The sequence below is a fragment of the Microcoleus sp. B4-C1 genome (genome assembly GCF_036705285.1).
GTDB lineage: Bacteria > Cyanobacteriota > Cyanobacteriia > Cyanobacteriales > Microcoleaceae > Microcoleus.
In genome coordinates this window covers 82,775-103,479 of record NZ_JAUBUC010000011.1, presented here as the reverse complement: position 1 = coordinate 103,479, position 20,705 = coordinate 82,775, and the positions used below count along the sequence as shown (strand labels likewise).

The 20,705-nt window shown below is 46.2% G+C and carries 20 protein-coding genes; 6 read left to right on the top strand and 14 right to left on the bottom strand.

Annotated elements, in window-relative coordinates; all coding sequences use genetic code 11:
* Positions 1 to 54 precede the first annotated feature (54 nt).
* The 6 genes from chlG to QUB26_RS06840 all read right to left on the bottom strand — a co-directional run bounded on the left by chlG (position 55) and on the right by QUB26_RS06840 (position 5,506).
* Positions 55 to 1,065 carry a chlorophyll synthase ChlG gene (chlG, locus tag QUB26_RS06865; RefSeq protein WP_333238438.1) on the bottom strand — a complete coding sequence of 337 codons (1,011 nt, stop codon included), beginning with the start codon at positions 1,063 to 1,065 and terminating at the stop codon, positions 55 to 57.
* Between the two features lie 294 nt (positions 1,066 to 1,359).
* Positions 1,360 to 1,842: a DUF29 domain-containing protein gene (locus tag QUB26_RS06860; RefSeq protein WP_333051598.1), complete on the bottom strand. Its 483-nt coding sequence runs from the start codon at positions 1,840 to 1,842 to the stop codon at positions 1,360 to 1,362.
* 136 nt (positions 1,843 to 1,978) lie between these two features.
* Positions 1,979 to 2,683, bottom strand: a complete 705-nt coding sequence (locus QUB26_RS06855) for a helix-hairpin-helix domain-containing protein (RefSeq protein ID WP_333302492.1) — start codon at positions 2,681 to 2,683, stop codon at positions 1,979 to 1,981.
* 222 nt (positions 2,684 to 2,905) lie between these two features.
* The gene (locus QUB26_RS06850) at positions 2,906 to 3,253 is read right to left on the bottom strand and encodes an NINE protein (protein ID WP_333035309.1); all 348 of its coding nucleotides are present in this window, start codon (positions 3,251 to 3,253) and stop codon (positions 2,906 to 2,908) included.
* A gap of 94 nt (positions 3,254 to 3,347) precedes the next feature.
* Entirely contained in the window at positions 3,348 to 3,560 is a 213-nt protein-coding gene (locus QUB26_RS06845; protein ID WP_333238433.1) for a hypothetical protein, read from the bottom strand.
* A 353-nt stretch (positions 3,561 to 3,913) separates the two neighbouring features.
* Positions 3,914 to 5,506: a CPBP family glutamic-type intramembrane protease gene (locus QUB26_RS06840; protein ID WP_333317233.1), complete on the bottom strand. Its 1,593-nt coding sequence runs from the start codon at positions 5,504 to 5,506 to the stop codon at positions 3,914 to 3,916.
* A gap of 322 nt (positions 5,507 to 5,828) precedes the next feature.
* On the opposite strand from QUB26_RS06840, the gene QUB26_RS06835 reads away from it, so the two are divergent.
* From QUB26_RS06835 to QUB26_RS06820, 4 genes are all read left to right on the top strand, one after another.
* Entirely contained in the window at positions 5,829 to 7,190 is a 1,362-nt protein-coding gene (locus QUB26_RS06835; protein ID WP_333317231.1) for a histidine phosphatase family protein, read from the top strand.
* A 216-nt stretch (positions 7,191 to 7,406) separates the two neighbouring features.
* Positions 7,407 to 8,720, top strand: coding sequence for a dihydroorotase (locus QUB26_RS06830; RefSeq protein WP_333317229.1), 1,314 nt, complete (start codon positions 7,407 to 7,409; stop codon positions 8,718 to 8,720).
* Positions 8,721 to 8,842: 122 nt separating this feature from the next.
* Entirely contained in the window at positions 8,843 to 9,598 is a 756-nt protein-coding gene (locus QUB26_RS06825; RefSeq protein WP_333238425.1) for a 4'-phosphopantetheinyl transferase superfamily protein, read from the top strand.
* Positions 9,599 to 9,650: 52 nt separating this feature from the next.
* Positions 9,651 to 9,851 carry a hypothetical protein gene (locus QUB26_RS06820; RefSeq protein WP_333238423.1) on the top strand — a complete coding sequence of 67 codons (201 nt, stop codon included), beginning with the start codon at positions 9,651 to 9,653 and terminating at the stop codon, positions 9,849 to 9,851.
* Between the two features lie 126 nt (positions 9,852 to 9,977).
* Here QUB26_RS06820 and QUB26_RS06815 read toward each other — a convergent pair whose 3' ends face one another.
* Positions 9,978 to 10,718, bottom strand: a complete 741-nt coding sequence (locus QUB26_RS06815) for a response regulator transcription factor (protein ID WP_333238421.1) — start codon at positions 10,716 to 10,718, stop codon at positions 9,978 to 9,980.
* Positions 10,719 to 11,252: 534 nt separating this feature from the next.
* On the opposite strand from QUB26_RS06815, the gene QUB26_RS06810 reads away from it, so the two are divergent.
* Entirely contained in the window at positions 11,253 to 11,999 is a 747-nt protein-coding gene (locus tag QUB26_RS06810) for a creatininase family protein (RefSeq protein WP_333317226.1), read from the top strand.
* A 311-nt stretch (positions 12,000 to 12,310) separates the two neighbouring features.
* On the opposite strand, the gene ndk is transcribed toward QUB26_RS06810, so the two are convergent.
* Positions 12,311 to 12,760, bottom strand: coding sequence for a nucleoside-diphosphate kinase (gene ndk, locus QUB26_RS06805; protein ID WP_333238417.1), 450 nt, complete (start codon positions 12,758 to 12,760; stop codon positions 12,311 to 12,313).
* A gap of 740 nt (positions 12,761 to 13,500) precedes the next feature.
* Between ndk and QUB26_RS06800 the strand changes: the two genes are divergently transcribed.
* Positions 13,501 to 14,259, top strand: coding sequence for a hypothetical protein (locus tag QUB26_RS06800; RefSeq protein WP_333317225.1), 759 nt, complete (start codon positions 13,501 to 13,503; stop codon positions 14,257 to 14,259).
* Position 14,260: 1 nt separating this feature from the next.
* Here QUB26_RS06800 and proB read toward each other — a convergent pair whose 3' ends face one another.
* The 6 genes from proB to QUB26_RS06770 all read right to left on the bottom strand — a co-directional run bounded on the left by proB (position 14,261) and on the right by QUB26_RS06770 (position 20,591).
* Positions 14,261 to 15,370: a glutamate 5-kinase gene (proB, locus tag QUB26_RS06795; RefSeq protein ID WP_333051567.1), complete on the bottom strand. Its 1,110-nt coding sequence runs from the start codon at positions 15,368 to 15,370 to the stop codon at positions 14,261 to 14,263.
* A gap of 241 nt (positions 15,371 to 15,611) precedes the next feature.
* Entirely contained in the window at positions 15,612 to 16,133 is a 522-nt protein-coding gene (locus QUB26_RS06790) for a YqeG family HAD IIIA-type phosphatase (protein ID WP_333035333.1), read from the bottom strand.
* Between the two features lie 149 nt (positions 16,134 to 16,282).
* Positions 16,283 to 17,407, bottom strand: coding sequence for an endolytic transglycosylase MltG (gene mltG / locus QUB26_RS06785; protein ID WP_333238413.1), 1,125 nt, complete (start codon positions 17,405 to 17,407; stop codon positions 16,283 to 16,285).
* Between the two features lie 247 nt (positions 17,408 to 17,654).
* Positions 17,655 to 18,233, bottom strand: coding sequence for a DUF3727 domain-containing protein (locus tag QUB26_RS06780; RefSeq protein ID WP_333238411.1), 579 nt, complete (start codon positions 18,231 to 18,233; stop codon positions 17,655 to 17,657).
* 313 nt (positions 18,234 to 18,546) lie between these two features.
* Positions 18,547 to 19,005 carry a Holliday junction resolvase RuvX gene (gene ruvX / locus QUB26_RS06775; RefSeq protein ID WP_333238409.1) on the bottom strand — a complete coding sequence of 153 codons (459 nt, stop codon included), beginning with the start codon at positions 19,003 to 19,005 and terminating at the stop codon, positions 18,547 to 18,549.
* A 260-nt stretch (positions 19,006 to 19,265) separates the two neighbouring features.
* Entirely contained in the window at positions 19,266 to 20,591 is a 1,326-nt protein-coding gene (locus QUB26_RS06770; protein WP_333317223.1) for a GNAT family N-acetyltransferase, read from the bottom strand.
* Positions 20,592 to 20,705: the final 114 nt, after the last annotated feature.

Here is a 20,705-nt window from a genome sequence, read left to right as displayed (position 1 = left end):
GTGAATTAGATTTTTTTAATTCAAAATTTTTTAACTCAAAACTCAAAACTCTGCTTAATTCGCATGACCTAGTGCCAAGGCTGCTACCAGCATACCCAAAACCAGGAAAGGCTGAGCACTTGCCTGATATTTAACATCATTTTCCAGGGGATTACGCAAAAAGTACATATCCTGAAAAGTAATTTGGGGAATTATCAGCAGCAGCAGAATGACAGCGTAAAGGTTTTGGTGGATGCTGATCAGATAGCCTGCAATCCCAGCTTGAAAGATGTCGATCATCAAAACGCAAATCCAAGCTGCGGTGCTGATGCCAAACATCACTGGTAAAGATTTTAACCCTAATTGCCGATCGCCCTCAACACTTTTGAAATCATTAACGATCGCAATTCCCAGCCCAGCCAAACTGTAAAACAGGGTCAAAATCATAATCGTGGGATCTAGTGTACCAAACAAAGCTTGACCCGCCCACCAAGGCAGGGCAATGTAGCTAGCACCCAGGGCATAATTTCCCAACCAGCCATTCTGCTTGAGTTTCAGCGGGGGCGCAGAGTAGATATAAGCTAGAAACGCGCCGCCGAGAGTCAAAACAGTCATTATCGGGAATTCATGACCCGCCCACAAGTCTAGAGCATAAGCCACCCCAATACCAGCGGCTAATAATACCAAAATTTGCGTTACTACTTGGGGAATCGAGATAATCCCGGAGGGAATTGGACGGTAGGGCTCGTTAATGGCGTCGATGTCGCGATCGTAAAAATCGTTCAAAGTTTGAGTGTACCCGGTCAGCAACGGCCCTGACATCAACATACAAGCTGCTGCGATCGAGAAATTCTCTAGGTTCCAAACATAGTTTCCAGAAGAGGCCGCCCCGCACACCACGCCCCAAATCAGGGGAATCCAGGTAATCGGTTTCATCAATTGCAAGCGAATCTTCCAGATGGAAGTTTCCCCGCTAGCGGCCCCTTTCATGCCCAACAGTTGCCGAGTTTTGGAACTGCGGTTTTCGGTAGCAGCACTTTCCGGTGCAGATTCTGGGGAGATTGGGGAGGGAGGAGAGTCAGACATAAGTGTGATGTTAGCGGTACTGCTACTATTGTGTCGTTCTGCGTTTCAATAATAATTCTGATAGGATACCACTGATATTTAAGGCATCGTCTTGAAAACTTACCCCGTCTTGGAGTTAATGCTAGGGAAAAGTACGGGTTTCATCAACTTATTTTAATATCATTATTCTGTGTAAATGTCAAGAGGATAAATACTTTTTTTAATAATTTTGCTGGGCCCGCCTGCTTGGGGAGATTTTTGCCAGCCGGTGCATTGAATGTCAATTACCAGGAGGCGATCGAGTTTTTTGCCATACTACCCTTGAATCATCTCATCTGCCAGAAAATCTGGCAAAAATTCAGAATCTAGAACCTCGACCCAAGTGTAGATACATAATTGCGGAAACGTTTCTACAGGCAATCCAGTTTCAGCAATTGCTTGTTCTGCTGCATCCGCATAGCATTCAGTCAATACCTCTTCAAGATATGGTTTGAGACTGGGGGAATCTTTGATAGCTTTGCGAATGCGTCTGCGATGTTCGGCAATGCTGCCTTTCCAACTACCGCTTCTTTGATCCGGTTGAAATTGCCACTTAAGCAAGTGCAGGAGAATTACCACCAGATTACTCTCTAAACTCCGGCGTTCACTTCGCCCCATGTCTTCTATTTCTGCAATCAGATTTTCCCAGTCGATGTTTGAATAGTCGCGATCCCGCAACTTTTCCACAGTAGTTTCAATCCATCTCAGGTAATCTGTATCATACAATTTTTGTCGTTCTACTTCTAATTTTGTCGTCATAATACTTTTTAGTTGGGCGGGGGCGGGTTTACGAGATGATTGGTTTTAGGCAATTATTGTTGGTCAAACCCGGCCCTACAAGGTTCGATCGCATATTATTGTTTTTTTGGCTTTGGACTTACTTAACAACTGTAAATTAACAAATATGGCGGTATGAATCAAAAGGCAGTCCCGTCCGCCGCTTGACTTCGACAACTGATTTGTAAGCGCCTTTTCTCTGCCTTTCTCTAACTATTTTTTCCGCAACATATCGATCTAAACCGCTGGCGATTAACTCTTCCGGCGAAAGAATATTTAACCGTTTCCAAGTAAACTGCGATTCTTTTTGATAATTGTAGCTGAAGCAAATCATCGGGGCGATGCGTCTGACGTGACTTTCGGGAACTCCTGCTATTTCTGATAACTCTTCGGCGTAGGTAAAAATGTAGCCTTCGTTTTGCAGAGATTCAATATCGTTGGCGTAGACGATCGGCAAACCCAAGATTCTGACCATATCGTCTTTGGTACACTCATTAATATCTATTTTGCCGCGCACGTTGGCCAATTCTTCGGCATTCGTCGCACTCGCCGGAACCAGTAAACCTCTGGGTGCGGTTTTGATGAGATAGCGCTTTTTCAAACTAAAAGCAGTAACAATTTGAGCAATCCACACGATCGTACCCAAATTAGTTGAAGAAGATACCGCGAGTGCTGCTAAAGTAATGCCAACACCCCATCCCATCCAACTACGAATATTTGATTTTTGGCCGGCATAGGCGATCGCCAATCCGCCGAAGTAGGGAATAAAAGCATACCACACCCAGTTGGGAGTTTGACGCAGCCAGTATAAATCTTGAGACACTTTAATTTTATCCTTAAATAATAGTTGTGATCTCACACTTACTTATTTCACTCCCACTTTTTTAATAGTGGGCTTTCTTCTACCTTCTACCTTCTTCCTTCTTCCTTCTATCCTTTACATCCGTTACATCCGTTACAAAATCCGTTGCCGAACTTCCTTCTTCCTTCTTCCTTCCATCCGTTACATTCGTTACATAATCCGTTGCCGAACTTCCTTCGCAAATTACAATTCTCGCAACAGTTTTTGGCGTTTTTCTTCATATTCTTCGGCGGTAATTGCGCCCATATCGTAAAGTTTTTTCAATTCGCCGATCGCCCCGGTTACATCTTTTGCCGCTCTGAGGACATACCCAGACGGCAACGTGCCGCCATTGTACTGAACCTGAAAAGCTTGTTCCGACATCAGCAGCAGTCCAAGAAAATCGAAAAATGCGATCACGAACGGAATTAATGTCCCAGAAAATAGCAAGTATAATACCCCTGCTAAGTTATTGCCCAAATAAAATTTGTGAATTCCGAAACCTCCTACAAAGAAAGCTAACAGAACTGCTACGGTTTTATCTTTTACCATTTTTACTTTCCCCAGTTTTTTATTTTAACTTCCGCCATCGACTTTGAATGCACGACCTTGAACGATCGAGCTAAGTAATGGTACTAATTTTTACTCATTTATTTGGGTTTTTGCGAAACTTAGACATCGCAAAATACAGCAGAACTATACCGGCTTGAGCTTGTAGAATGACCAAGTAGCCTCTCAAGAAATAATTGAGTTCGCTGCCTGAATTGAAAGAAAATATTAACAGACCCAAGGCTGCGTAGGGTGCGAAACGCATCCAACTCGGCGTTCCCTCTAAGTTGCGACTGTTCAAATTGCTCATGGGTTTAAGCCTCATCCTAAATTAAAATTTAGCTATAAATTAGCCGGATTGTCAACTTCCGCTGGGTACGATCGCCCGCGCCAGTCTCTCAATCATCAGCCGACAAGATATTACTTCCATGTTAAACCAAGTTTTTCCGCTAAAGTAAGGAACCGGGGCCCGTCGATCTGGATCTGTTGCTGATATTAAAGATGAGGGTGAACCAGCCCCTATAGGAATTCGGATTATTTTACCGAACTAGATAGGAGGGGCGCACCGAACACCCTACTGCTGTTTTTGGCAAGAGTCGATCGCCCTGACGATCGCTCTTGCCAAAAACTCGGTTAATTCACAATAATTAACAACCGCCCCAATTAACTCGCGCCCCCGCCCAAAAGAAACAGACTCAAAAGAGTACCGCTGTTCCAGAGACTGTGCAGAAGCATAGGAGCAAGTAGATTCCGCGATCGCGTGTACACAAACCCCAAAACCGCACCCAAAGTCGCCAAAGGCAGAATCTCAGAGACACTCAAGTGAGCCACAGCAAACAATAAAGCAGAAGCTGCGATCGCCCCCCAAACAGGCAAATAGCGAGTCAGAGAAGGCAGCAGAAAGCCCCGAAACACGATTTCCTCAAAAACCGGAGCGGCGATCGCAGCAGTGCCGAAAAACACCGCCACAGCCACGCTGTCTCTACCTTCGAGAACGATCGGCAAAATCGGATTACTGCCACCTTGTCCCTGCCACAATTGCTGATTGATCAGCGACACCAAAACTACCAAAGGCAAAGCAACAAAATAGCCGCCAAAACCCCACAAAAACCAACTTCCCCGCCAATTAATCCGAAACCAACCTTCAGGCAAAGGCAAAAAAGACTTGACCGAAAAATACAGTACCGAAAGCCCCCCAGCCGACAGCAACAAATAAGTAGCAAAGATATAAAAAGCCTTCTCGCGCGGGTCAAAAGTAGCTGGGTTGAGTTTTAAAACAGCCAGAGAAACCGGCAGCAACAAATAGGGAATCAAGATTTGCCCGACAAAGAAAAAGCCGACCACAAGCACCTGCCAAACAATCTCACCGTCCCAAGGCACATCCCAAGCCAAGCTCGCATTTCGCGCCAACACCGGGCCGGAACCTGCTGTATCTAACTGCTTTCGCTGCAACAGCCACTGCAGGCTCAAACCAACCAGCAAAACCGTGCCAAGACAAAGCGAAATAGCCGGAACGCCCACTATAATTGCCAACTTTTCTACAGCTTGCTGGGCCGTTACTTGCTCTGCTGCTTGCAGCGCCGCCAGCTCTTTAGAACGTTCTTGCAGCTTGTAAAGTTGAGCTAGAGCGCGATAGCGAAACCAGCCATCCAAAGACTTTTGAATGTTCTGCTCGGCATCCGGCAGAAGTTGAGCCGGATTGCTCCAAATTCCAGTTAAAACTTGAGCAGTTACCACCGAAGCATCGTCATCTATTGGAGTTTTGTAGCGCTCAACTAAATTTTTCCAAGTTTGGATAGCCGCCTCAGTTTTGCCACTGCTTGCCTGCAAAATTCCCAATCGCAAGTCAAGTTCGTTTAGCAGCACTGACTGTTGCTTTATCGACTCGGACGCCGCCTTATTTTGAGCCAAATCCAGAGTATTATCCTCAGACTTAGAGGCAATGGCAGACTGAATTTCTTTAACTTGTGCTTGAGATGTTTCGAGAGTTTTCTGATTCGAGTCTCGCGCTTCTTGATATTGCGTCAAAGCCGTATTTAAAGGATCTGCACCGACAATATTGTTGCGCGCCGAACTTAAATTAGCACTCTGATTATTTTCTCCTTGCCACTCCGAGGCGTGCAGCAGCAAATTTGTCTGGTAGAGTTCCAGCCGGCTTTGAATTTGCGGCTGATTCCAACTAGCAAGTAAAGATAAACCGACCAGGGCGATCGCGATCGCCGTTAAAATACCTAAAATAACCCGCTTCAGTGTCATTCCTGCTTTTCCGTCCCGCGCGAATCCGTGGCTAAATCTTTTCCGTCTTTAATCATAGGTTGTTGCAGACTAGAGTATCCCGACAACTGGTAAAATTTCACTGGCTCATCTTTTTGACTCGCCTCAACAAGACTCACGCCACAAATCCTTGGCCCGCCATGTATGCGTAAGGTTCACACCTTAGCCCAACGGTGCTGATGGCGCACGCTACAGGAGTAGTGCGGCATCAGCACCCGCGATGTATGAGGTAATATCTGCACAGCGCACCCGCAGGGGGGTAGCAGGCTAAATCTAAAATCTAAAATCTAAAATCTAAAATCGAATGACTCGCATTATCTTAGTCCGTCACGGCAAAAGCACCTACAATCAAGAACGCCGCATCCAAGGCCGCCTCGATAAATCAATTTTGACAGAAGCAGGCCGCAGCGCCGCCCTGCAAGTAGGCGACACACTCAGCAGTATCGCCTTTGATGCCGCCTATACCAGTCCCCTGAAACGAGCCAAAGAAACAGCCGATATCATCCTGTCGCGCTTGACAAATCCGCCACAACTCCAGCCAACTGATAATTTGATGGAAATCGATTTGCCTCTGTGGGAAGGAATGCTCCGCCAAGATGCGATCGACAAATTCCCCGCAGCATATCAGCAGTGGCAAAAACAGCCCGACAAATTTTCCATGAAACTGCCATCTGCTGACGGAGACATCGAACACTTTCCCGTATTGGCAATTTTTGCTAACGCCCGTCATTTTTGGCAAGAACTTTTATCGCGTCACCAAGACGGCACAATTCTAGTAGTAGGTCACAACGGAATCAACCGCGCTCTCATCGCCACCGCTTCGGAAATTACCCCGGATTACTATCAATCAATTCAACAGTCAAATTGCGGAATTAGCGTAATTAATTTTGGAACTTCCCCTGTTACCAACGACGCAATTGAAGAGCAAAAAAAGAAAGTTGCAGTTCAATTAGAGTCAGTGAATTTAACTTCCCATACCGGGGAAATTTTTCCCAAACCGAGGGACGGACACCAAGGCCCGCGATTGTTGCTGGTGCGTCACGGCGAAACCGACTGGAATAAAGCAGGTAAATTTCAGGGGCAAATAGACGTACCTCTCAACGATAACGGCCGCGAACAATCCCGGCGGGCAGCAGAATTTCTCAAGAATGTAAAATTAGATTTTGCGATTAGCAGTTCGATGCTGCGCCCGAAAGAAACTGCGGAAATTATTCTCCAACATCACGGCGGTTTGCAACTAGAACTCCGCGACGACTTGAGAGAAATTAGCCACGGACTTTGGGAAGGAAAGTTTGAATCAGAAATAGAACAATCCTATCCGGGTTTGCTACAGGAATGGAAAACATCTCCTGAAACAGTCCAAATGCCCGAAGGAGAGAATTTGCAGCAAGTTTGGGATCGGGCGATCGCAGCTTGGCAAGAAATTGTACAATCTGTTTCTGGTACTGGGATTGTTGTTGCTCACGACGCCATTAACAAAGCAATTCTCTGCCACCTATTCGGTTTGGGACCGGAACATTTCTGGAAATTCAAACAAGGAAACGGAGCCGTTAGCGTGATTGATTATCCTCACGGCCCCGATGGTTTGCCGGTATTACAAGCGATGAATGTCACAACTCATTTGAGCGGCGGCGTTTTTGACAAAACAGCAGCCGGAGCACTGTAATAGGTTTGTACTGAGGACTTCAGTCCTCAGTACAAACCTGATAAGCGTTATTTTACCCGACATGATATAAGTTTTGAAATGTTTGAATTTTTATGTTTGATATCGTTTCCGGTTGGATCGGAATGATTTAACCGCAGAGAACGCAGAGAACACAGAGGGAGACAAGAGAGATCAATAATTCCGATGAAGAGCGGATTTGATTATAAATTGTAAGTTATGAGCCGCGAACTGCTACAAAATGTACGAGTGCTAGATCCAATTTCAGGGAGCGATCGCATCGCTGATATTCTGATTGCTGAAGGTAATATCAAAACAGTCGAAGAAAAAATTGCTGAGTTTCCCGCTGACACAGAAGTGCGGGATTGCCAGGGACTGATTTTGGGGCCGGGATTAACAGATATCTACAGCCACAGCGGAGAACCGGGTTTTGAGGATCGAGAAACCCTGGAATCCTTGATGCAGGCTGCGGCGGCTGGCGGTTTTACGCGATTGGCGATTTTGCCGGATACTTCGCCGCCTGTTGACAATTTGGCCGGTTTAGCTTTGTTGCAGCAACATATCCGCAATTTGCGGCCGGGGCTGCCCCGCTTGTATTTTTGGGGCGCGCTGACAGCGGGCGTTAAAGGGCAGCAGATGGCCGAGTTGGGCGAGCTGGGCTCCTCTGCGGTGGTGGGTTTTGCGGACGGTTTGCCGCTGTCTAATCCGGCTCTGGTGAGGCGTTTGCTGGAGTATATCAAGCCTTTGGGCAAGTCTGTGGCTTTGTGGCCGTGCGATCGAACTTTGGCAGGAAATGGCGCGGTGAGAGAGGGTGCGCTGTCGGTACGCTTGGGTTTACCAGGAATTCCGGCGAGTGCGGAAACTTCGGCTTTGGCGGTAATTCTGGAGTTGGTGGCATCTGCGGACACTCCGGTGCACATTATGCGCGTTTCTACAGCCCGCAGCGTGGAATTGATTCGAGATGCGAAGGCGCGGGGTTTGCCGGTGACTGCGAGTGTGACTTGGATGCACTTGCTGTTGAATGTCGGGGCAGTTTCAGGAAACTCTAAAGATTCCGGCGGGAAAAATGCTCTGACTGCTTCGTTGCCCTATGATCCGAATTTACGCATAGAACCGCCGTTAGGGAATCTCAGCGACCAATTAGCGCTGATTCAAGCTGTGAAAGATGGCGTAATTGATGCGATCGCGATCGACCACAATCCGCATACTTATGAGGAGAAAACTGTGGCTTTTGCTGATAGTCCGCCCGGGGCGATCGGCTTGGAATTAGCTTTGCCTTTACTGTGGCACGGACTCGTAGAAACTGGCGATTTTTCGGCTTTGGAACTGTGGCGAGTGTTGAGCGCAGGGCCTGCCGTTTGTCTCGGACAAATGCCTCTCACGGTTGCGCCGGGAGTCTCTGCTGAGCTGATTTTGTTCGACCCGGCAATGAGTTGGACTGTTGACGGGTCAAGTCTGAAGTCGCGATCGGCAAATACGCCTTGGTTGGGACAGCAATTAACGGGAAAAGTTGTACAAAGCTGGATTTATTAATTCTTGCGATTGAAATTCATCTGTTGTAGAACAGGCATCTTGCCTGTTTCTAAAAGTAGAACAGACAAGATGCCTGTTTCTGGGAATGCTGGATGAGGTGACTAAGAAAAGAAGATAAATACATGATTGCTGCTTTTGATTCGTGGAATTCCCCCCCGCTAGACTTGACATTGGATCTGGGCGAAATTCACGTTTGGCGCGTGTCTCTTGTTCAAACAGAATCTTGCTTGGAGAGTTTACAACAGACTCTCTCTACCGATGAGCGGAAAAAAGCCGAGGGTTTTCACTTTCCCAAAGGTCGATCGCAATTTATTGTGAGTCGTGGCGCACTCAGAGCAATTCTGAGTCGCTATCTTAACATAAGTTCTCACATTTTACGCTTTGAGTACAATCCCTACGGCAAGCCTTCTCTCATCGTCGCCCAAGGTGGAAACACCCTGCGTTTCAATTTGTCTCACTCAGGAAACATGGCTCTAATTGCGATTACCAAAAATCGAGATATTGGTGTCGATATTGAAAGCATAAATCCCAACTTTCCTTGTCAGGAGATTGCTGAAAAGTTTTTTTCACCCTTAGAATATTCTGTGTTGCTTTCGCTCCCAGAACATCTCCAACCCAGAGCTTTTTTCACCTGCTGGACTCGCAAAGAAGCCTATATCAAAGCAGTTGGTAAAGGACTTTCTATTCCCCTGAATCAGTTTGATGTCAGCCTCGCACCAGGAGAACCTGCAGCGCTGTTAAATGTTGAAGACAACCCCGAAGAAGCATCGAGATGGTCTTTAATTGAATTAATTCCCAGTTCAGATATGGTGGCGGCTGTTGCGGTTGCAGGAGATTGCTCGAAACTTGATTGTTGGCAGTGGACAAGGGAGTTTTGATTTATGCTGAGATGTTGCAGCATTCTCAATAAGCTTTTTATGAACAGGCAAGATGCCTGTTCCACAAGAAAGAAAATTCACTCTTTGTGGAACAGGCATCTTGCATCAGCAACAGGCAAGATGCCTGTTCCACAAGAAAGAAAATTCACTCTTTGTGGAACAGGCATCTTGCCTGTTCTTGAAAATGGTGCAATATGTGAGTTTATACCGATCGCGAGCGAGTAAAAGAGAACAGCAACAGTCGCTGGAATAGCTCTACTGCTTGCACCTCCAAGCTATTGTATAGCCCACCCTCCATAGACAAATAAGGACACAAAAATGTTGTGTCCTTATTTGTCTATTCGACTGCAATTTACCACCCTACAACTGATTTAATAATTTAACCAAATCGATAGCCAAACCCGCGTACCGTAATGATATATTCTGGTTGACCCGGATCTATTTCCAACTTTTCGCGCAGCCAGCGGATGTGAACATCAACTGTTTTGCTGTCTCCGATAAAATCTTGACCCCAAATTTTTTCCAGCAACTGATCGCGAGACCAAACTCGCCGGGGATTACTCATAAATAGTTCTAGTAAGCGAAACTGTTTAGGAGAAAATTTCACTTCCAGACCACGAACCAACACGCGGCACTCTTCAGGATACAGAGTTATGCTCTTATATTGCAGCATCATCGGTTGTCGCAACTGACCGAGGCGCTGGCGTCGCATCAGCGCCCGACAGCGAGCGATAAACTCCCGCATTCCAAAAGGCTTAGTCAGATAATCATCCGATCCGGCTTCTAGGTAAAAAGCGCAATTGTTGGCACTTCCTCTAGCACCGATAATCAAAATAGGGACGGGATTTCCTTGATGCCGTAACATTCGACACAGATCCAAACCGTTAATAGAATCCATGATTAACAGGTTGAAGGCAACCTCACCGTGGTATGACGAAGAAGCCTGTACAGAAGGCAGGGCGTTGCGCCCGTCGCTAGTAACCACCACCTCATAGCCCTGTTCTTTAAGGGCTAAAGCTAGCATTTCCCGCAACAGGTCTTCACCTTCCAATAACAAGATACGGCCGGCTTGTCCAACAGCCAACCTTGAAGGACTTTCGCTTAATTCAGCAGAAGACATAAATATCAGTGGGAGTGATGTTTGTATGTGGCTAGCGCGAGGTACCTTCTTCAGTAGCTGAGGCACTCTCGCGCTGCGATCGCTTGTACGATCGCCATTTGTTCGATCGCTTAGAATCCTTCGCCAGTCCACCCCACAGACACGCGCTCGACCTTTGCTACTTGCTCGTGTAAGGAATACAGCCGTAGAGCAGTTGCCGGAACCGCGCTGTCTGCCTGCGTCCAGGCCACAGAAGTCTGGTCATTTTTCGGGGTCGGTGTTAATTTCATAAAACATTGCCCGCTGTTAATTGACCACGTAACACCCAATCTAGAGGGATATGCTTGTTATACTACTGTTAAAAGGTTATTAAAAGGTAAAATTTTGGTAATCAATTGGTTAAATTATTAACGTTAAGTAATATAACAGTAAAGTAGCGATCGCACTTTAAGAGCTTTTTTTAAGAATACAATAATAAGTTGCTCCAAATTCCTTATTCTTCCCGTGCCGGCTACGATCGACGATAGCAAGTAAAAATTCTGTAGACTGCCTATCATGTTGCTGCATTTGAGTACCTGGCCCGAAGTAGAAGCTTATCTCGAAAGCTCGCGAGGCATAATTATCCCGATCGGCTCCACCGAACAGCACGGGCCCACCGGCTTGATCGGCACTGACGCCATTGCTGCCAAGGCGATCGCCCACGGTGTCGGCGAAGCTGCCAATGCCTTAATCGGCCCGACAATTAATGTCGGGATGGCCTTGCACCACACCAGCTTTCCCGGCACAATCAGCCTCCGACCGCAGACGCTGATACTGGTAATCAGGGATTACATCACATCTTTGGCAAAAGCGGGATTTGAGAAATATTTCTTCATCAACGGTCACGGCGGCAACATTGCGACCATGAAAGCAGCATTTTCCGAGACATACGCCCATTTGTCTGACTTGCATTTACCAAATGCCGATAAAATCCAGTGTCAAATCGGCAACTGGTTCATGTGCGGTTCAGTGTACAAACTAGCAAAAGAATTATACGGAAACCAAGAAGGTTCCCACGCCACCCCCAGCGAAATTGCCTTAACCCAGTACCTTTATCCAGAAGCAATCAAGCAAGCTCCGCTTTCGGAAGAAGTCGGTTCCGGGCACAAAATTTACGGTGCAGCAGACTTCCGCCGCCGATTTCCCGACGGGAGAATGGGTTCAAATCCGGCATTGGCAACCCCCGAACAAGGTCAGCAGTTTTACGAATTAGCAGTCAAAGAATTGACTAATAATTATTTGGACTTTTTAAGTTCCGATTAACGTTTTTTCTTCTCGTTACGAGGAAGATCCTGGTAACGAGAAAAAATCTCAAACTATTCTATATTTTACAGTTATGAGTGAGTCCGCGACATGATATTTCATATCTATTCCGGCTACCTCGGAATGATATCAAATCCGCGCTTCATCGTCGGGCGTAAAGTCTAATCAAGCTGCCAATAAATAATTCGCGCAATTTTCATTTTTTTAACATCGAGTCAACAGTCAACAATTACGGACGCTGCAACCGGAATCGATATCATCTATCGGAGAAAGGCTATATCTCCCGATTAACCATCGGGAGAATATCAAAACTATTCCACAATCCAAGGAGTTAAACAAGGTGTCCAAGCACTCAATTCTTCTTCCTTGAACCAAAGGCTAATTTCCGCACGGGCCGTCTCGACAGCATCAGAACCGTGAATGAGATTACGGCCGACATTGACGGCAAAATCTCCCCGAATTGTCGCAGGTTCTGCATTCAGAGGATTTGTGGCGCCAATGATTTTTCTCGCCGATGCCACAACGCCGTCGCCTTCCCACACCATAGCCACTACAGGGCCTGAAGTGATAAAGTTTACCAATCCAGCAAAGAAGGCTTTTTCTTTGTGAACATCATAATGTTGTTCCGCTAGTTCGCGACTCGCCGTCATTAGCTTCATACCAACTAGCTTAAAGCCCTTGGCTTCAAAACGACCGATAATTTCGCCGACGAGTCCGCGCTGTACGCCGTCGGGCTTAATCGCTAAAAAAGTCCGTTCCAAGATTAACTCCTATAATTGTGTTAACTGATCCAAAAGATAGAGTAACTCACAACGCACCTAAAGGCAATTCTGAGAATTGGAAATGGTCATTTGGAGACTTATGGCCGCCGGAAGAAGGAATAAGGAATAAGAAGAGGGAAGAGAAAAGAGGGAAGAAGCAATAAAAGCAAGGGTTAAAGAAACGGGGTTTCTTAGAAAAATCTTTGTTGAGCAGCGATGAATTTGCAAACAAACCTGGTTTCGAGAATCCTATGCGTCTAGGACTGATTTGCAGGCAGCATCCCGATTTTGTAAACACCATTTTTTAGCAGTTCGAGCAGAATGCTCACTTGCCTATATATAGCCATCCTCGCATCATTTGTGAATTTCTTACTCCCTCCCCTTGATAAGGGGAGGGTTGGGGTGGAGTCAAAAATTTACGACTCCTGCAAGGATTGCTGTAAGCTAATCAGCTTTTAAATTGCCTGTAAAAAAATAATCCAACTTTTGTGGGGTCGCTTTGAGCAAAGCCTGAAATATGCAATCTAAATGTAGAACATTTTATCTCTAGCGAACCCGATGCTCGAACTTCGGGCACAATATGATACAAGTCACAATTTCCTGTGACTGCCAACACTCTTACCTATGATCTAAAATACAAATATGTATGATAATAAACACAATTATTTATGCTCGACAATATAGATAATTAACGGAGGTATGAAGATTATCTTGACAGCAACCATTTAGGCGAAAAAAGTATGAAAGCCATTGTAGCATTCATTGAACCCAAAAAGCAAGAGTTTGCCAAATTGCCCTTGTTTGACTTTCTAGCCAATAAACACATTCACGCGAATCAACGACTAATTTTTGCACCTGTACTCGCTCCTTTGGCTGTGGGATTGAGCGACTTAAATAAATATGTATTGCGAGACTCTTCTAGTAATAGCAAAGTTCAGGAACTAATTAATAAATATACTTATAAAAAAAACTATTACTGGCATGACTATCTAGAATACCTAGAGGAACTTGGCTTAAACCAATTAATGAGTTACGGCGATTTCAGACTGCTTTGGGGTGAAGAAACTAAAAAAACTCGATCGCTTTGTTCAGTGCTGGAACGCTACGCTTGGAAAGCCTCTCCCATTCAGAAACTGGTGTTAGTGGAAGTCCTCGAAGGAACTGCCCAAGTTTTTTTTGAGGCGGCGCTAGCAGTGGTAATGGAATTACAGCAAATTAACCAAAAAGAATCTGTTGATTTTGGAGGTTCTTATGGGGGTTTAGAAAATTATCACCTTTTAAACACGCCAGAGATGTTGCAAATTTTAGCAGATATCAAACTTACAGATGCGGAATACCAAGCAGCTTTAGAATTAGCACAAAACTTATTTGAACTGTTTACAGAAGCGATGAACGAGCTGTTCCAACACAGCCAAACAAATTCTTGCAAGACTGTGCTGCAAATATCCTCAATTTCTGCCTTCGCTCATTGCCCGATCGACTGTCTCGATATTTGTTAGTTTAAACAATCACTAAATTATCTCGATGTACCGCCGTTTCTACGCCTGCATAGCCTAAAATCTCAGCAATTTTCTCTGACTTGCAGCCCTGGATTTGTCTCAGTTCTAAACTGCTATAATTCACAAGTCCTCTAGCAATTTGCTTGCCGGCTGCATCGCACAACTGCACGGAATCATCAGCTTGAAATTCTCCTTCTACTTGAGCAATACCCGCAGCTAAAAGCGATTTTCCACCGTGGGAAATTGCCTTGACAGCACCCGCATCTAAATATAGTTTTCCTGCTGGAATTAGCACGTTAGCTATCCAGTGTTTGCGAGCGTTTACAGGGCGCGGTTGAGGCTCGAATTGAGTACCGATCGACTCTCCGTTGAGTATTTTCTCGATATTACCAGGAAAGCAGCCGTCAGTGATGACAGTCCGCACTCCCGATGCAGTTGCTATTCTCGCTGCTTCAATTTTTGTCACCATTCCGCCGGTTCCCCAGCCGCTGCGGGAATCTCCTGTTTGCACCTGAAATTCTGTGAGCTGTGCCATACTTTGGACTAGGGCGATCGGCTGCGCGTCGGGATTGCTGCGCGGATCTGCCGAATACAGCCGATCGACATCTGTGAGCACAAACAACCAATCTGCTTCTACCAAACTCGCTACTAGCGCCGAAAGCGTGTCGTTATCGCCAAATTTGAGCTCGTCTACCGCCACAGTATCATTTTCATTGACGATCGGAATCACGCCCAATCTGAGCAGTTGTTGAAAAGTATTGCAAGCGTTAACATAACCATTACGCTGCACTAAATCACCCCTGGTGAGCAATACTTGAGCGATCGGCTGTTGTAGAGTAGTAAACAAGTCATCGTACACACGCATCAGCCGCCCTTGGCCCACAGCCGCCACAGCCTGTTTCATAGCAATATTTCGCGGGCGTTCCGTCAAACCCAAGCGCGCGCAGCCCACCCCAACCGCACCAGAAGAAACCAAAACTACTCGATGGCCTTGCTGCCGCAAATCAGCTAAAATTTCGACCAATGCAGCAATAGTTGAAAGAGCTAAATTTCCGGTAGTCGATCGAGTCAGAGTCGAAGTTCCAATTTTAACAACAATAGTTTTAGTCATTAGTCAGTAGTCAATAGTCAGTAGTCAGCAGTCAGTAGTTATTAGTTATTAGTGATAATATCATTTCCAGTAGACATCTCCAATAATTATTATTGTTGAACAGGCATCCTGCCTGTTCAAAGCTGGCTTTTCGGGAAATGTCTAGTTGATTATAACAAATACTGTAGGGGCGGGTTCACCAACTTCTATGATTCACGTCCTGGATATTTATAAACCCGCCCTCCGCATTAATGACTAATGACTAATCTTTAATTTTCAGAGATGCCCCCAAAGCTTGAGAAACCCAAACTTCAAAAGAGCGCACCGGATACTTGCGAAGCGCATACCCAGCATCAACCATTGGTTCCACTAAAATAGTGAACATACCCAAACGATTGCCTGCTAAAACATCCGTAAAAAGTCGATCGCCCACCATCGCCACCTGTTCCACCGGCAAATTCATCGCCGTCACTGCTGTTCGCAACTTGCGGCGGGACGGTTTAGCCGCACCCGTGATGTAAGGTAGATTCAAAGAATCAGCAATTCTACCGATCCGATTTTGACTTAAATTATTGCTCGCCAACCATAGGGATACCACCGGTTTAATTTCTTGTACCCACAAGCTGAGTTCAGGAGAAGCATTCATTGCCGTAATGGGAACCAGAGTTTCGTCCACATCCAATACTAATCCTTTTATCTGATATTTCTGCAGAATATCAGCCGTTAACTTCATGACTGAATCGCCTAGAACTAAGTCAGGCTGTAGTAATTTACCCCAAGTCATAATGATTTTAGATTTTAGATTTTAGATTTTAGATTGAGAAATAAGAAATTGGGAGTTAAAGATTGAAAAAGTAAAAAATCAAAAGTGAATAATTATTGCTTTTCCTGGGTTACTTTTGACTTTTTACTTTTTTATTAGTCATTGCCCATCTATTGACCCGATCGCACTTTTTGGTCAACTTGAGCCACAGCAGCATTGTGTTCGGCCAGAGTGCGACTGAAAATGTGAGTGCCGTCGTACCGCGCCATAAAATACAGGTATTCTGTATTTTCTGGAGTCAGAGTCGCCTCCAAACTTGCTATTCCCGGAGATGCGATCGGAGTTGGGGGTAGTCCTGGATTTATATAAGTATTGTAAGGAGAAGGCGTTTCTACTTGCTTAAAAGTCAGAGGCTTTTCCTTAGTTTGCCTGATACCGAGAGCGTATTCAACTGTCGGGTCAGATCCCAACGCCATACCCTTTTTCAGACGGTTGTTGAACACTCCAGAAATGCGGTTCCGCTCGGAAGCAACCACAGCTTCTTTTTCTACAATACTGGCCAAAGTCACCCATTCTTTGAGAGATAGCGTTGTATTATTCTGATTTTTTTGATATACCGGCAAAGCTGTCTGCTCGAAACGGGTGAGCATTTGTGCGATCGCAGCTTGAGGAGTAATTCTATCGCCGTCTAGCTGATAAGTATCCGGGTACAAAAAACCTTCCAAATGAGGCAATCCGCTCGGCAGCCAAGGGTATTGAGCGTAAGGAATTTGACTCGCGACCGCCATAAACTCCTTAGCCGGAAAAAAGCCTTGCGCTTCAAAATAAGTGCTCATTTGTTGCAGCGACCACCCTTCGGGAATCGTGAAACTCTGCTGTGCGACTTCGCCCTTCCAAATTTTGTCAGCAACTGCACTCAGAGGCTGAGTCGGCGACAGTTGGTAAGTTCCTGCTTGAAAACCTCCCTCGCGGTTTTGCAGAGTCATCCAGCGGGCCCACATATTCCATGCCGAGCTCGATCGAATCAACCCCGCGGCCTCTAAATCCCGGCCAATTTTTTGACTAGGAGTACCCTCCGGGATTTGGATAGAAACAGCATCCTCCTCTGGCGTGGAAGTTGACGTTTCAGCTATTTTAGGAGGCGCCGAAGCCCAGCTCCACCAAGCCCAGCCTTGCCAAGCGCAAACTCCCCAGATTACCGGCAGCAAAGCCAGATAAAACAACCATTTAGAGACTTGCGGAGTTCCTTTTCGGCTCTCGCGCGCGCTGCCTTTTGTCATTTGTTCTTTATTCATAGTCCGTTGTCCTGGATAAGCGGCGGGTAACTAGCGACTAATGACTGATGACCTGCGATTGATGACCGAAAAGTTACGAATACAAGCCCTTTAAAAGACCCAATCCACGCGGCCCAATTCAAAAGCCCGATCGCGAAGGCAGAAGCGGCTACCTCGAGAAAGTTCGATCGGGCTAGCAGTTTACTGTTTTATAAAATAGTAAAAAATTCTGCTTTTTGCCATCAGGTTTTTTGCCTGCAATTAATATCTAATCAAGCTCGTCAAAAAACTGGTCTTCCAGCATAGGTAACATCGGTTCCAGCCTTTGGAACTCCTCTTCCGAGAGCAATTCTGGCTTGCCGTCATCATCCATTCTAGCCAAGATAAAGAACGGGTCTAGAGGCGTATAAATCGCATATTCCTGTTCTTCGTGGTAGAAACTGGTCAGCCACATCAGCTCCTCGAAATCCGACTCCTCATCGGGATCGACATCGGATGCCATATCCTCTTCGGGAAATTCCGGCAATTCGCCAACCACAGTCAGCGTCACCGCTGTGCGTCGGAGCGTCAAGTTCTGCTCTTGCAGGACAACTTTAGCAGTCTCAAAAATTTTGTCAATTTCGGTCTCGTCTTCTACAGGAATTGCTGCTTCGTCCGTCTCGTCTCCCTGCCAAGTAAAAATTTCTACGGGTGAGTCAATCGGAAGCAGCAAAGCGTATTCTTGACCTTCGAGATTCATAGAATATTCTATGTTGCAAGTCAGCGATCGCCCAACTTCATCCGTCAAGGTGACGGACTCTTCGTTGGAATTGCCATTCTCTTTTTTGCGGTATGGGGATGAGGACATCGCGTGTATCTTAGTTTTCCGTCAATAATTCAGTAACGTTGGCTTGACAATTGGGAATTTTCGTGGCGATATTCTGGCTAAATGGGCGATCGCCAGTCCACCAGCTTAAACCGCGAGACTCGCGGCCTTTTCCACAGGCGAGGAGTGCAGCGTTTAAATCTCAGTCGAGTCAGCAACCGACACTGAGGACAAATCACGATTTTGTGCTTCTTCAGTACCGAGGGTACAGCAGAATTTTCTCCAGTTTGTCAAGGGTTACAGGTGTGCGTAGCAAACTTGCACAACCAGGATATCACGCCTCTGTTACAAGCTATCAAGGATTGGGAAGGGCACAGATATTTTGCCTCCGCTCGTCTAGCCACTGCTGCAAAATCAGGGCTGCGGCTTTGCGATCGATCGCACCCTTATTTTGCGACACCGAAATCCCTTGTGTTTTCATCAATTCCTCTGCCTCAACCGAAGTCAGGCGCTCGTCCACGTACTCTAGGGGGAGCTCTAAGGCGGAGGCGATGCGATTGGCATATTTCTGCACCTGTCGGGCTTGAGCGCCCAATTCTCCGCTCAGGGAGTAGGGCAAGCCTGCAACCAAAATTTGCACTCTCCGCTCTCGCACGAGTTCTCGGAGATAAGCTACGTCTCGATCGAAGGACGATCGTACCAGTGTTGTAATGCCCGTAGCTATTAAACCCGTGCCGTCACACCCGGCGATGCCGACTCGTTTAAGGCCGATATCTAATCCCAGTGCTGAAATCCATAATTTATCGTTGGACATTCAATTTTAGATTTTAGATTTTAGATTTTAGATTTACTATTTTTTTGCGGAAATAATCTTATTTAACGAACCGCGAAGACGCGAAGGACGCGAAGGAATAAGAGAAGAAAGTTAGAAGAAAATAGGTAATCTTAAGTTGATATCAATCAAAAGCAGAAGGAATATTTTGGGATTAGGGCAGAAAAAAGAAATTTTTTGGATGATTAATTCTATTTTTTTCGGCCTTCTACCTTTTACCTTCTGCTTTTAACTATTAAGTATTAACTTTTCTCTTGGGAGCCTTCGTCTAGAGGCAATTCGGGCAATTTTAGAGGCAAAATGCTGCTGCTATCTGTTGCCGATGATTCGGAATTCTGGAAGTTCAAGGGGTTAACTTGATTCGTTTGGCTGTTTCCTGAGTCAGCCAACAGGGGTTTTATCTCGGAGGATGCGGGCCCTGCTGTGGCTTCCCCAGCCATCGGGCCGAGCCAGGACATCCGGCCCGGTACGGGTTTGCGAGTTGGCTGGAAGCTTTGCAGCATTTCTGATAGCTGGAGTCCTTCGAGAGAGACCAACTTGGACTCGCGCAATTTGTGCCACACCGATCGAGACATCAGCAAACTGTGTTCCAAGCGCACTGCTCCAAATTGCTCTAAATAAGCTTCCCGTTCCGGCTGATAGTCAGCGGAAGCCAGTTGCAGGCTTTGAATCGGGAAATCTTGAACAAGGCGCGCCATCTGGGACAGCAGTTCCGGGTAAAGCCAAGTGTAGGCCGGGTGTACAGTCAACTGGGCGACGTGCGGTTGGTGCCCATTGCGGGATAGCTGCACCTGAAAATAGCCGATCGCGGCTTTGCGCTGCGGTTCAAACACGTAACCGCTGACTACCTCTGTTTTGGCCAGCCACTGTCTGACACCTTCGACTAAAGCGCCGAAAAAACTGGTTTTGAAATCTTGAATGTGGCGATCGAATACTTGGCGCACCAGTGGCGGCATAGACGCGGTATCCAGTTGGTATAGCAACTGAGCGTCTGCGTTGCTCACCGGCAGCAGGTTGGGCAAATCTGGCGTCGAGGAAGCCATTTCTTGCAGGCGTTCTGGGGCGATCGTCCAGTATGTCATCTGGGCCAAAGGCTGAAACCCGTTTTGCCGATACAAAGCCAAGGAAGTTTTGTCGCCGACATTCACTTCCAACAGCCATGTCCGCGCCTCCCAGACTGCCTCAAAGCAGTACCGCAGCAGCATGGAACCAATTCCTTTGCTGCGGGCTTCCGGGTCTACTCCTATGCGATCGATCCGCCAAGTGCTGCGGGTGCGGTTGAAAGGAGAAATCTGAATTATGCCCTTAACTTTCCCCTCTTCTTCGGCAACGTGGGCCCGGAACAGGGACTGACAGGGGTTGGGAAACAAGCTAACAATCTTTAGTAGTCCGTACCAGCGGCGAATCTGCTGCAACTTTCTACCTAGTACCACGTCGCAGCTTCCGCCCTTGCTGTTTTCTGGCTCTTCGGCTGTTTCCGCGCACAGTTGTTCCATCACCTCGATGTCGCGATACTGAAACGGGCGAATCACAACCTGGTTTTGGTTTTGGGAGGGAAATGAAGTCATAGCATAAAAGTGGATAATGGAAATTTAAAAATAAAAATTCAGAAAGGGGAAGAGTTAGAGAAGTTTTGAGTTCTGAATGGGTAAATTTTGAGTTCAAAACTTATAACTTTTTAT